General features: G+C 57.4%; 12 protein-coding genes. 8 read left to right on the forward strand and 4 right to left on the reverse strand.

Translation table 11 applies throughout. The annotated features are described in order from the left end of the window. Window positions 1–44 precede the first annotated feature (44 nt). The 7 genes from icmH to FHW04_RS13340 are packed head-to-tail and all read left to right on the forward strand — an operon-like array spanning window position 45 to window position 8,483. The gene (gene icmH / locus FHW04_RS13310) at window positions 45–1,262 is read left to right on the forward strand and encodes a type IVB secretion system protein IcmH/DotU (protein ID WP_031377505.1); all 1,218 of its coding nucleotides are present in this window, start codon (window positions 45–47) and stop codon (window positions 1,260–1,262) included. A 2-nt stretch (window positions 1,263–1,264) separates the two neighbouring features. Continuing rightward, window positions 1,265–3,379, forward strand: coding sequence for a type VI secretion system membrane subunit TssM (tssM, locus tag FHW04_RS13315; protein ID WP_089561229.1), 2,115 nt, complete (start codon window positions 1,265–1,267; stop codon window positions 3,377–3,379). A gap of 13 nt (window positions 3,380–3,392) precedes the next feature. Next, on the forward strand, window positions 3,393–4,091 hold the full coding sequence (tagF, locus tag FHW04_RS13320) for a type VI secretion system-associated protein TagF (RefSeq protein ID WP_031377507.1): 699 nt from the start codon (window positions 3,393–3,395) through the stop codon (window positions 4,089–4,091). Between the two features lie 36 nt (window positions 4,092–4,127). Beyond that, window positions 4,128–5,270, forward strand: a complete 1,143-nt coding sequence (gene tagH / locus FHW04_RS13325; protein ID WP_031377508.1) for a type VI secretion system-associated FHA domain protein TagH — start codon at window positions 4,128–4,130, stop codon at window positions 5,268–5,270. Continuing rightward, entirely contained in the window at window positions 5,267–6,043 is a 777-nt protein-coding gene (locus FHW04_RS13330; protein ID WP_031377509.1) for a PP2C family protein-serine/threonine phosphatase, read from the forward strand. The genes tagH and FHW04_RS13330 overlap by 4 nt, the downstream gene beginning before the upstream one ends. Before the next feature lie 14 nt (window positions 6,044–6,057). After that, on the forward strand, window positions 6,058–7,011 hold the full coding sequence (locus tag FHW04_RS13335) for a hypothetical protein (protein WP_031377510.1): 954 nt from the start codon (window positions 6,058–6,060) through the stop codon (window positions 7,009–7,011). 44 nt (window positions 7,012–7,055) lie between these two features. Next, window positions 7,056–8,483, forward strand: coding sequence for a serine/threonine protein kinase (locus FHW04_RS13340; protein ID WP_046288374.1), 1,428 nt, complete (start codon window positions 7,056–7,058; stop codon window positions 8,481–8,483). A gap of 97 nt (window positions 8,484–8,580) precedes the next feature. Here FHW04_RS13340 and FHW04_RS13345 read toward each other — a convergent pair whose 3' ends face one another. Together FHW04_RS13345 and chaB are read right to left on the reverse strand one after the other, a co-directional pair. Then, window positions 8,581–9,258: a gamma-glutamylcyclotransferase gene (locus tag FHW04_RS13345; RefSeq protein WP_031377313.1), complete on the reverse strand. Its 678-nt coding sequence runs from the start codon at window positions 9,256–9,258 to the stop codon at window positions 8,581–8,583. 228 nt (window positions 9,259–9,486) lie between these two features. Continuing rightward, the gene (gene chaB, locus FHW04_RS13350) at window positions 9,487–9,717 is read right to left on the reverse strand and encodes a putative cation transport regulator ChaB (RefSeq protein WP_031377314.1); all 231 of its coding nucleotides are present in this window, start codon (window positions 9,715–9,717) and stop codon (window positions 9,487–9,489) included. Window positions 9,718–10,086: 369 nt separating this feature from the next. Here chaB and chaA point away from each other — a divergent pair, with 369 nt between their 5' ends. Then, entirely contained in the window at window positions 10,087–11,178 is a 1,092-nt protein-coding gene (gene chaA / locus FHW04_RS13355; protein ID WP_031377315.1) for a sodium-potassium/proton antiporter ChaA, read from the forward strand. A gap of 70 nt (window positions 11,179–11,248) precedes the next feature. On the opposite strand, the gene kdsA is transcribed toward chaA, so the two are convergent. Both kdsA and sirB1 read right to left on the reverse strand, forming a co-directional pair. Further along, on the reverse strand, window positions 11,249–12,103 hold the full coding sequence (kdsA, locus tag FHW04_RS13360; RefSeq protein ID WP_089561228.1) for a 3-deoxy-8-phosphooctulonate synthase: 855 nt from the start codon (window positions 12,101–12,103) through the stop codon (window positions 11,249–11,251). A 25-nt stretch (window positions 12,104–12,128) separates the two neighbouring features. Beyond that, on the reverse strand, window positions 12,129–12,938 hold the full coding sequence (gene sirB1 / locus FHW04_RS13365) for an invasion regulator SirB1 (protein ID WP_031377317.1): 810 nt from the start codon (window positions 12,936–12,938) through the stop codon (window positions 12,129–12,131).

Raw genomic sequence — 12,938 nt, forward strand, 5'->3', positions numbered from 1 at the left:
CTGCGGGTTCAGGGATTTGCCATTGGCTGGAAGATCACGAATTAATGACTGTGGAATCCCCTGCGCGTGAGGTCACCCCCTCAGGCAATGAGAATCTATTACTTCAGGCTGCAGCGCCACTGCTGAACGCGGTGGTGCAAATTCGTCAGTCAGCCACCCATGACGACCCCGCGGGCTTACGCCAGTCGCTTATTGATGAGATCCGCCAGTTCGAACAGCGTTGTAAACAGGCCGGCCTGCCGTTTGAGATGATTATCGGCGCGCGTTACTGCGTCTGTAGCGCGCTGGATGAAGCGGCGGCGCAAACGCCCTGGGGCACGCGCGGCGTCTGGTCTGGCAACGGTATGCTGGTGACCTTTCACAATGAAAGCTGGGGCGGTGAAAAATTCTTTCAGTTGCTGTCACGTATTTCACAGAGCCCGCAACAGCACCTCTGGTTACTGGAGGTGGTGCATTACTGTCTGCTGCTCGGCTATGAAGGCCGTTATCGCGGCAGTGAACAGGGCCGCGCCCAGTGCGACGGTATCCGTAAACGACTGAAAAAGCTGATTGAAGAGACGCGTGCTCAGCGTCAGACGCCACAACCGCCGCTGGTGGAAGTGCATCCGCTGGTCAGCACCCTGGCGCGGCCGATGGTCCCGCTGTGGGCCTGCGCGATGCTGGTGGCGCTGATCGGCTGCCTGATTTACAGCGGCCTGAACTGGCGGCTGGGCAATGCGGCCGAGCCGCTGCTGCGCGCTATCTATCAGACGCCGCTGCCGCAGATAACCGCCGGTCGTCGTCCCTCTTCTCCTCAGGCGCTGCTCGACCTGCGACAGCGGCTGAATGATGTGATTGCCGCAGGCCAGCTTGAAGTCAGTGACGGTGCCTTCGGCAGCAAAGTTATTATCCCGGCGGATAAGCTGTTCGCCGAACAGGGCACGGTCATCAACCCGGTGGGGCGCGCCCTGCTGGCTCGCGTCTCGACCGCCATGAAAAATGTCAAAGGCACGATTCTGGTGTCGGTGTTTACCGACGATCACCCGGTTGATAACAGCCGGTTCGCCTCCAGCTACGAATTCTCGTTCGCCCGCGCCCGCGCGGTGACGCAGTTGTTGCAGGTCCAGCTGGCCGACGGCCATACCGTACGTTCTGAAGGCCGCGGTGACAGCGACCCGCTGCTGCCGAACGACAGTAGCGAAAACCGTACCCGCAACCGCCGCGTTGAAATCACCCTGTTTGCCGCGCCCGAAACGCTCAGTAATCATCAAGGAGCACAATAATAATGCGCGCTTCCCTTCGACTGCTTCTGACACATCGATTGTTATGGAGTTTTATCGGCGTTACGGCGCTGAGCTGTCTGGTGTGGATGCTCGGTCCGCTCTGGACGTGGGGCGAATCGCGACCGCTGGAGCCGATCCTGCCGCGCCAGCTCACCGTCAGCGCCTTCTATTTTTTATGGGTCCTGTTCCAGCTGATGCCGTCGCTCTATCGTGCCTGGTTTAATAGCCGGTTACTGAATCAGCTACAGGCCGCAGGCAGCGACGATCCCGCCGAACGTCAGGTGACCGAAGAACTGCTCAACCAGCGCTTCAGCGATGCGGCGATGCAGCTCAGGCGCACCCAGTTTGGTCGCCGCCATTCCGGTGGTCTGCTGTCGCGCTTTAATTCCAATTACCTTTATCAGCTGCCGTGGTATCTGGTGATGGGCGCGCCGGGAGCCGGTAAAACCACGGCGCTGTTGAATGCCGGACTGAATTTTCCCCTGACCGATACGCTGGGCAAAAATGCGATTCGCGGCGTGGGCGGCACCCGCAACTGCGACTGGTGGTTCACCGACAGCGCGGTGCTGATTGATACCGCCGGCCGCTACGCGCTGCAGGAGAGCCAGCGCGCGCGCGACGCCGCTGAATGGCACAGCTTCATCAACCTGCTTAAACGCTACCGCACCCGCCAGCCGATTAACGGCGTGATCATGACCATTAGCATCGCCGATCTGCTGAGTGACTCCGCCGAGGCGCGGTTTGCGCAGGCCAGCGCGCTGCGTGAGCGTATGGCGGAACTGCACCAGCAGACCGGCATCCATTTTCCGGTCTATGTCATGGTGACCAAAACCGACTTGCTGAAAGGTTTTATGAGCTATTTCGGCTCGGTCGACAAAGCGAAGCGTGATGCTATCTGGGGCTTTACCTTTAACTGGGACCTCGGTAAGCCACATAAAGGCGACTGGCATCGCCATTTCGGCCAGCAGTTTCAGCGGCTGGAGCTGGAGTTACAGCAGAAGCTGGCTGACCAGATGACTCAGGAGCGCGATCTTAATGAGCGCGCCGAATGTTTCCTGTTCCCGCAGGAGTTTGCCTCGCTGCGTCCGCTGCTGAATGAATACCTCGATATCGTCTTCTCTGACCATCAGGATGCGGTTGCCTGGAGTCCGCGCGGCCTGTTCTTCACCAGCGGCACCCAGGAAGGTCTGCCTTTTGACCGGGTGATGGGCGAGCTGAGCCGTAAACTGCAGCTGCGCCAGGCCGGTGATCATTCGATCGCCGCGTGGGACAGCGTTAACCGCAACAGCCCGATTCCGGGTAACAAAGGTCAGAGCTTTTTTATTCGCGACCTGCTCAACGATCTGATCTTTAAAGAGAGCGGCCTGGCCGGCAGCAACCGGCGCTGGGAATACCGCAATCAGCTGTTTCACTGGATCGGTTACGGCGTGCTGGCTGGCGGCCTGCTGATTATGTCAAGCCTGTGGGGCCTCAGTTATTACCAGAATCAGCACTATCTGCATCAGGTTGAAGCGCGGGTACCGGCTATTCGTGAGCAGAGTCAGCAGGTGATTCATCAGCCTGCTGATAATATTTTTGATCTGCTACCCTTTCTCAATAGCCTGGTGAAATTGCCGCTGTCCGATCGTTTTTCTCTCGATAATCCGCCGCTTACTATGCGGGTGGGCTTATATCGCGGGACGCAGGTCAGCGATGCGGCCTGGGCGCTTTATCAAAATGCGCTTAAGTCTTTACTGCTGCCGCGCGTCGCCCAGCAGATCACCAATATTCTGCGCAATGACCCGGGCGATGATAACGCGTACAGCCGCAATGCCCTGCGCGCCTATCAGATGCTGTATCAACCGCGTAATTACGATGGCGAATTTCTGCGTGCCTGGCTGCTGCAAAACCTGCAGCGCTCGCTGCCCGACTCGGTCAGCACCCGCGATCTTCAGCAGCTCGACTGGCACCTGAGCCAGCTGCTGGATCAGCAAATTCAGTCATCGCCCTATGCTCGTGATAATGCGCTGATGATGCGTAAGCTTGCGGAAAATCTGAAAATTGCAGGGCAGTCCGGCCCTATGCTGGCGGTGACGCCCTCCCGCTCTGCACAACGATTGACCCTGCATAGCGAGTAATGGTGAGGTGTACATGGCTGCTTATACTGCCCCCGGCTGGTATGGCAAGCTGCCGTCAACCGGCGACTTTCTGCATCACCGGCTGAGCGAGCAACAGATCACCCCCTGGAATCACTGGTTCCAGCAGGGTTTGATGCACTGGCATCAGCAGGATGATGCGGTAACCGCGAACTTTTTACGCGCACCGGTATGGAATTTTGTCCTGCCGATTACCCCAACCCGACAGCAGGTGCAGATGGGCTGTTTACTGCCCTCCTGTGACCGCGTCGGCCGTGCCTGGCCGCTGCTGGCGCTGCACAGTTTTCCGCTCAGCCAGTGGCATCCGGCTCAGTTGACCATTTCAGGCGACTGGTTTCAGGATCTCGGTGCGACGCTGCTGCGGGCAGTACAGACGCCGCTCAACGGCGCGCAACTGGAGCAGCAGATTCAGACGCTGCCGCCGCTGCTGGTGCCGGCCCGACAGCCTTCCGAAATCATGGAGGTGATCGGTTATCAGGATTTGCCCTGCACGCTGAGCTGGCGTGAAGTGGCTGAACGCTTCGATCCCCAGCAGCATATGAGCTACTGGTGGAGTAACCGCAGTGATGGTTTTGCCCATGCCACCCACAAGCACAGCGGCAACCTCACGGCACAACTGTTTTCGTTACTGTTTAACCCGGCGGCAGGTGCACAGCCGGGACGTAATGGCCTTTACCCACCGATGTTTGAGTAAGGCCGGTTGCGTTTGCCGTTCAATCTGGGATAACTCATGCAATTTACCATTGTGCAATGCACTACGGATGTTCCGGTTAAAACCGTTGCGTTTCAACCGCCTGGCGGCACCATTGGCCGTAGTCAGGATAACGATCTGGTGCTGCCAGATGAGTCGCGCGCGATTTCGCGCCTGCAGGCGCTGGTTCATCTGTCGCATGACGGCGAATGCCGCCTGACCAATCAGGGCAGCGTGACGCCGGTTGAGCATAACGGCATCGCGCTCGGTCGCGGCATGCAGGTGTTGCTAAAGCATGGTGACGCGTTGCGTATCGGCGATTATGCGCTGGAAGTGCGCGATCCCGCCTGTCAGAGCGACCAGAACGATCCCCTCGCGCTGTTTGCCGGCAACAGCGATCAGCCTGCCAATCCGTTAGGCATTCATGAACACCACGAGCACGAGGTTGAAGACCGCCTGCTGGTAAACGATGCGTCTCCGGTGCGCCACGAACGCCATAATGATGCGCGGCTGGCGATTGAGCCTCAGGCGGACGAGCCGCGCCGCGCCCTGTCGTCCCAGCCGCAGGATCAGGACAAGCTGATCGCCGCGCTGCTGGACGGGATGGGGCTGAGCAACGGCCACGCAACGCCGATTGATGAAGAGCAGATGCGCATCACCGGTCGGATGCTTAGCCTGTTTTCGCAGGGTACGGTGGCGCTATTGTCGTCGCGCTCCATCCTCAAGCGCGGCGTGAAAGCGGACATGACGATGATCCTGAATGAGGCCAACAACCCTTTTAAGATCCTGCCGTCCGGTAAAACCGTGCTGATGCAGATGTATCAGAGCCAGATGCCCGGCTTTATGCCACCTGAGCAGGCGGTACGCGATGCGCTGGTTGATCTGCAGGCGCATCAGCTGGGGATGATTGCCGGTATCCGCGCCATCATTGCAGCGATGCTGCAGTCGTTTAATCCGGCGCGACTGGAAGAGCAGGCACGCGCCGACGGCGTGCTGCCGAAGCTGCCGTTCTCCAGCACCAAAAAGGCGGCGCTGTGGGATTACTTTACCCGCAACTATCAGCGCACCGCCGGCGAAATTGAAGATGATTTCCATACCCTGTTTGGCGAAGCGTTCCTGCATGCCTATGACATGGAGGTTAATCAGTACAAAGATTCCCAGACGCGGGTAGATGAAGCATGAAAATCGTTTTTGCCAGCCGCTGCCAGCAAGGCCTGCGCGATGATAATCAGGACCGCACCGGTGCCGCGCTGGACGATCGCCGGGCCTGTTTCGTGGTCTGTGACGGCGTCGCCGGTCTGCCAGGTGGCGAGATGGCGGCGCAGCTGGTGCGTGACAGTCTGCTGAGCCAGCTGGAGAACTGTGAACACTTTACGCCCGACTTTACCCGTCAGGCGATCGAACAGTGCCGTTTTGCGCTGCATGAGGCACAGGGAAAGAATCCGAAATTTGCACGGATGAGTACCACCCTTGCGGCGCTGTTTATTGACCGTCAAAAACAGCGTGCATGGTGGGCCCACGCAGGTGATAGCCGGGTTTATCACTTCCGGCGCGGGGTGCTGCATGAGGTCACCCGCGACCACAGCCTGGCCCAGCAGTTGAAAGAAGCGGGCTATGAAAATACCGGCATTAACAGTAATTTACTCTATAATGCGCTCGGCGCTGAACCGCCGCGTGCAGTCAGTTTTTCGCACCAGATTGCGCTGGAAGATGGCGACGCGTTTCTGGTCTGTACCGATGGATTCTGGCTCAACCTGACCACCGGTGAAATGGAGCAGGCGCTGCGCATGGTGAACGCCTGCGAAGAGTGGCTGGCACTGATGGAACAGGCAGTGAGCCGCAACGTGAAAAAAGATAATCTCAGCGCACTGGCGGTCTGGATTGGTGAGCCGGAAGAAGCGACATTGCTCTATTCACTGGCTGATTCGGCGCGCTTTCTTCCGCCTCGTTTTTGATTCCAAGGATCCTTATGAAACTGTGGTTGCCCGGCATCGCCACCTTACTGATAGCCTTTTACGCCCAGGCCGAAAATTATCGTGTGGTCTATTCCCCCAGCCTGGCGCTGGAGGTCTACATCGATAACGTGGTGAGCAAAGCGCCCGACGACTGGTGCAAAGAGACGTTGCCGCTGCGCATTGTCTCCGGAAAAAGTAAGGATTCGGCGGTGCTGACCACCTTTTTACCGCGCGTCGGTACCCTGCTCGCCAACCAGTGTGGTTTGCTGGATGTCATGCCGTGGCAGATGACCGACAAAGACGGCGGCGTACTAGCCAGCGGCAGCGCCAGCAAGCTACAGAACTGGCGGCCGATTGTGATGGCGGACGCCACGGCCAGCGCCAGCGAAAGTAACGCCGCGCCGCTGGATCTGTCGCGCCCGGCCAACAGCACACCGCTGCAGCACTTTGATCTGCCGAGCGGCTGCCATTTTCGTACTGCCTGGGATGAGAATGCCCGGACGATGTTTATCCCGGACGTCAGCAAGCAGCAGTGCTCACCCGACGGCTGGGCCGAAGGCAAAAGTGAACTGACGCTGGCGACACCGGATCATCCGACGCCGGTGGCGGTGACCTTTTATCAGGGCTATCCGATCGCTAACCTGACCATCCCGGACAGCAAACTGGAAGTCATTGCGGCGAACAATCAGCGCATGATTGTGACCCGCGCTGATACCGCCGATAGCTGGCTGGTTCTGCCGTTCGATAGCCAGCAACACGTCTGGCGTTTTAATGGAACCCTGTTGATTAAGATGGATAAGAATGCTGCGCAGCAGGATGCTGACGCTGTGAAATCGCGAGTTGATACTTTGCGCGGCCAATGGGCGCCGCATTTCATGCCACAGCAAAAAGTGAATGTGTTACTCATCGACACCCTGCACGCGGATCTGGTTGATCCTGCCATTGGTGCCTGGCGTAACATCAATTAATTACCGCGCAGCCTGGCGAGCAGGCCGTGTTCAGAGAGTTCACTATGTCGGCAAATGATAATCAGAAAACGGTTCCGAATGCCCTGCCGGACGGATACCGCTTCAACGAGTTTGAGATCAAGGAAGTGATTGGCGGTGGCGGTTTCGGCATTGTCTATCGCGCATGGGATCACCAGCTGGAACGCACTATCGCCATCAAAGAGTACATGCCGGTTTCGCTGGCGGTACGCGCGGCGGACTTGACGCTGGAACTGCGTGGCGAACGCTTCCAGAAACTGTTTAACGCCGGCCTGAATAGTTTTATTCAGGAAGCGCGGCTGCTGGCCCGCTTTAACCATCCGGGCCTGCTGCACGTGCTGCGCTTCTGGGAGCAGAACGGCACCGCCTATATGGGTACGCTCTACTACAGCGGCATGACGCTGAAAGAGTGGCAGATCACCAGCCCGGAGTCGATTTCCGAAGCCTGGATCCGTCGTCTGCTGCCGCCGCTGCTGGGAGCCATCAGTACCATTCATCAGGCCGGTTATCTGCATCGCGATATCTCGCTGGATAATATTCAGATTCAGGAAAACCAGCTGCCGGTGCTGCTGGATTTCGGCTCTGCGCGTAAGGAGATCGGCAATCTCTCCGATGAAACCGAAATCATGCTCAAGCCGGGCTTTGCGCCGATTGAGCAGTACAGCGAAGAGGGTGAGGTCGAACAGGGTCCGTGGACCGATATCTACGCCCTGGGTGCCGTGCTGCATAGCCTGATCACCGGCAACCCGCCGCCGGTCAGCGTGGTGCGCTGCATTGAAGATAATTACCAGCCGCTGGCCGAGCGTCAGCCGGCAGGCTATTCCCTGCCGCTGCTGCATGCGATTGACCGCGCGCTGGCGATGAAACCCGGCGATCGTCCGCAATCGATTGATGCGTTTGCTGCGTTAATCGACCTGCCGGTGAGCGATGTTGAAGCGGTGGTGAATAGTTTTCCGGTGCCGGGCGAGAGTGTCGCCGCAGTGGAAGAGGAGCCGGTCGACGCAGCGGCTCCAATCGTGATGGCGGTGAATCACGGTGCCGCCGCCGCCGAGCCGGTTACACCGCGTACCGTGCGTCGGCTGTCGCCGGGACTGATCGGTGCCGCCGCCGTGGCTCTGCTGGCGGTGGTTGCTGCGGTATGGCTGGCGAATCGTCACAGCGCCGCGCCGGAGCAGGTGACGCAATCACCGGTAGCGGCCAGCGCGCCCGCTCCGACAACCCCAGTGGCGGCTGCGCCAGCCATGCTGGCAACGGTCTATCTCAAGCTGGAAAGCGGTGAGAATGTGGTGCTCAATGGACAGCCGCTGGAGGTCAAACCGGGCAGCAGCGGTTTCGCTGCACTGAATCTGGCGGCCGGACAGTATCGTATTGAAGTCCACAACGGCAGCGTGACGCACGCGCAATCGTTGACGATTGACAAACCTGGCACCTGGCTGATTAATCCGGATAACTGACTGGCGAGGTAACGGGCTGGAGCAGTCTCCGACTGTGCCGCCCGACTGGCTGACCTCACCGCCGGGCGGTGGTGAGGGTTGTTGTTCCTGAGAGAGTTCAGGCCTGCTTCAGGCAGTGACTCTGCTGTAAAGTCCGCACCTGATGCGCCAGCCGGCTCAGGCTCTCCTCTTCCATGCCGCGTTTAGTCAGCTCCTCTTCGAGTGAAAAAAGATACTGGGCATTCGAGCCAAGCGGGCCGCTGGCGGCGGCAATCAGCGGGGCGATCGCTTCCGGGCAGGAATCTGACTCATACAGCGGATGACGCGGGTCCATGATAAAAGTCAGCGCCGTTACGCTGCGACCATCATCCAGTTGCAGTTCACACCAGGTCGGCAGATAGCAGCCGGTAATCATCTCGCGTTTCCACAGCAGTGCCAGCTCTTCATGCAGCCGCGCCTCGGGCAGACGAAAAGCCAGACCGCTGGTCCGGCCGCCTTGTTTCAGCGCCAGCATCCGGCCAGGATGGGTGGCGGTACCCCGTCCGGCAATCAGCCGCAGACAGAAAGCGCGATGCCAGCCTTCCAGCGAGCCGGACGCTACCTCATCCGCTTCAAAGATCGGGTTCCACATCAGAGAGCCGTAACCAAAGATCCATACCGGGCTGTGATCGGGACGGCAGGCCAGCGTAGCAGCCAGCGACGCCGCGCGCTGCTCGCAACTCCAGAGCAGCGTCTCTTCGATATCACCGAACGACGTTTTACAATCCGCTTTTAAAAGAAATTCCCGGGTAAGCAATGCGACCTCCTCGACTTTCACGGCGTCCTGTCCAGATGGCTCCTCTGTAACGATCACCAAAACGGCTTCGCGTTTCGTTCACAAAATTGACATTAATCCATTTACTGGTGGGGTTTCAAGCGTGAGGCGGGTCGCAGGATAAAAAAAACCAGATAAACCTGATAGCAGAGGCAGAAAAAAGGGCCGGATATTTCTGGCCCTTTGATGAAAGCAGTCTACGCAAATAGATTAGCGCTTAGGATGCCACTTATCGTCATCGCCTTTTTCATACTCTTTTTTCACCGCCGCCCAGGCCACTTTATGTGCCACCTCTTCGCGGGAATCATCGCCGCGGCGATCTTCGGCCTCTTTATACTGCGACCAGGCACTGTTAAACGCCTGCTGGTAAATATCCTGCGCGTGCGCCGGGAGTACGTGTTTAACGTTGTCAGGTAAATCGGCTCGGCTATCGTAAGGCATACTTCCTCCTCGGTTTACAGGGTCATAATAAGTCTGGCTCAGGACAGCAAAAATACAAATAACGATTTATGCTCAGTTTAGACAAAAATCCTTATAATCACCCTGTAAATTCATTTAATCCAACCATTTTATCGTTCTAAACAGCGAAGTCATCGGGGATTAACGATTCTTTATTACCTGATTATTAATGCAATATTCTGGATAACACCCGGTTAACCGGCTTCCGATATTTTATAGTACTTAAGTAAAAAGCAGTAAATTTTTCCCGCTCAGGCGGTTGAAAAGATAAACTGCGCGCTGCCCTAAAACTGATTATATTTTAACAGCAGCGCCGCTGCCCTTATGATCATTAACCAGAGAGGATGGTGAATGCCTTCACATGAAAAAACACGTCACAAGGAATTCTCGCTGATATTTCCCATCGTTACGCTGGGTGTACTCTATTTTTTTGGCGCACAAACCTCGTTTCCGATCGTCGTCGGTATCAACATACTGGCGCTGATTGCCATTCTTAGCAGCGCGTTCAGCGTGGTGCGCCATGCCGATGTGCTGGCACACCGGCTGGGCGAGCCCTACGGATCGCTGATACTGAGTTTATCGGTAGTGATCCTTGAAGTGAGCCTGATCTCGGCGCTGATGGCCACCGGCGATGCCGCGCCCGGCCTGATGCGTGACACGCTCTACTCGATTGTGATGATTGTCACTGGCGGGCTGGTCGGTTTCGCCCTGCTGCTCGGCGGCAATAAGTTCGCCACGCAGTACGTTAATCTGGCAGGCGTGAAGCAATATCTGATCGCCATCTTTCCGCTGGCGATTCTGGTGCTGGTGTTTCCTAACGCCCTGCCCGGCGGCAACTTTTCTACCGCGCAGGCGCTGTTGATTGCCGCGATTTCAGCCGCCATGTATGGCGTTTTCCTGCTGATCCAGACCAAAACCCACCAGAGCCTGTTTGTCTATGAGCATGAGGATGAGAGCGATGATGGCGATCCCCATCACGGTAAGCCCTCGGCACACAGCAGCGTCTGGCACACCGTCTGGTTGATTGTGCATCTGGTGGCGGTGATTGCGGTGACCAAAATGAATGCCAACACGCTGGAAAGCTTGTTGACCGAATTGAATGCACCGGTACAGTTCACCGGCTTCCTGGTGGCGCTGCTGATCCTGTCGCCGGAAGGATTGGGGGCAATTAAAGCGGTGCTGATGAACCAGGTGCAGCGCGCGATGAACCTGTTCTTCGGTTCGGTGCTGGCGACGATTTCGTTAACCGTACCGGCCGTGACCCTGATCGCTACCCTGACTGGTCAGGAGCTGATCTTTGGCCTTGAGCCGCCGCAGATGGTGATTATGATGGCGTCGCTGATCCTGTGTCAGCTCTCCTTCTCTACCGGCCGCACCAATGTGCTGAACGGTGCGGCACATCTGGCATTGTTTGCCGGTTATCTGGTCACCATTATGCTGTAAGGCCCGCCGCCTGCAGACGAAAAAAAAGAGCGATTTCTCGCTCTTTTTTTTTTGCCTTGCTGCAGCAGAATTACTTGCTGGTATCCAGCTCAGGGAAGCTTTTAACCAGATCGTCAATCGCCTTCATCTGCACCAGGAACGGCTCCAGCTTGTCGAGCGGCAGCGCCGAAGGACCATCACACAGCGCGTGATCCGGGTCCGGATGCGCTTCAATGAACAGGCCCGCAATGCCCACTGCCATACCGGCACGTGCCAGTTCGCCCACCTGCGCACGACGACCGCCAGAAGCCGCGCCAAACGGATCGCGGGTTTGCAGCGCATGGGTGACGTCAAAAATCACCGGGCTGTTGTGGGTGACCTTCTTCATCACGTTAAAGCCGAGCATGTCGACCACCAGGTTGTCATAACCGAAGTTGCTGCCACGGTCGCACAGGATCACCTGCTCGTTGCCGCCTTCAGCGAACTTATCAACGATGTTGCCCATCTGGCCAGGACTGACGAACTGTGGCTTCTTGACGTTGATCACCGCGCCGGTTTTCGCCATCGCTTCCACCAGGTCGGTCTGACGAGCCAGGAAGGCTGGCAGCTGGATGACGTCAACCACATCCGCCACCGGCTGCGCCTGTGTCGCTTCGTGCACGTCAGTGATAATTTTCACGCCGAAAGCCTGCTTCAGCTCCTGGAAAATCTTCATGCCCTCTTCCAGGCCCGGACCGCGATAGGAGTGAATAGATGAACGGTTAGCTTTATCAAACGACGCTTTAAACACGTAAGGGATACCGAGCTTGTCGGTCACTCTGACGTAATGTTCGCAGATGCGCATCGCCAGGTCGCGCGACTCCAGCACGTTCATCCCGCCGAACAGTACAAACGGCAGATCGTTTGCTACCTTGATGTCACCAATACTCACGACTTTCTGTGTCATGCCCTTTCCTTTTCAGTGGGTACGCTTAGTGCAGCGTGACCTGTTTTTGTTCGATTGCGTGAATCTGAACTTTGATCATCTCGCTGACCGGGTCCTCAGGACACTGCTCAACGAAATAAGTGAGATCATTCAGCGCGATATGTTCGCACTCCAGCTGCGCATAGATCAAACCGCGATCGCGGATTTCGTACGGATCGTCAGGATCGATTCGCAACAGCACCTGGCTGACGTTCAGCGCCAGTTCCATCTTCTTCTCTTCCATCAACGCCGCTTTTAACGTGTCGAGCATTTTACGCATCACGGTGACGGTTTTGGCTTCATCAAGATCGTCATCGTACAGACGCGCGGTCGGGCTGATGTTGCCCTTGAGCCACACTTCCAGCGTATGCATGTCGAGCGTTTCGCCATTGAACGGATTAATCAGCCATTTCTCGCCGTCAATCCAGTCGGCGCGCAGGATCAGCTGAGTCGGGAAGATGACCGGCATCAGCGGCAACTCCAGCTCGGCAGCAATGTGCAGCAGGATCACGCCCAGTGAGACGGCCGTGCCCTGGCGGGTTCTCAAAACGTTGTCGAGCCAGAGCGCGTCAGAAAGATTATATACCCCGCTGGCGCCGCCAAATCCCCATTGGCGATAGAACAGCTCCAGCAGTTTTTCGAGTTTCAGATCGGCATCGCCGGCCTGGCTGACATAATCACGCGCTTCGGCCACCAGGGCCGCAAGTTGTGCTTCCACCGACACGGCCGGAAAATCGGCGCGGATGGCAAGCGTAGCGCCAATCACCGCTTCACATAACGGTGTCTGGCTAAAATCTAATTGTTCGGTAGAGGTCAT

It is taken from the genome of Pantoea sp. AN62 (assembly GCF_050432985.1).
Taxonomy (GTDB): Bacteria; Pseudomonadota; Gammaproteobacteria; order Enterobacterales; family Enterobacteriaceae; genus Pantoea; species Pantoea brenneri.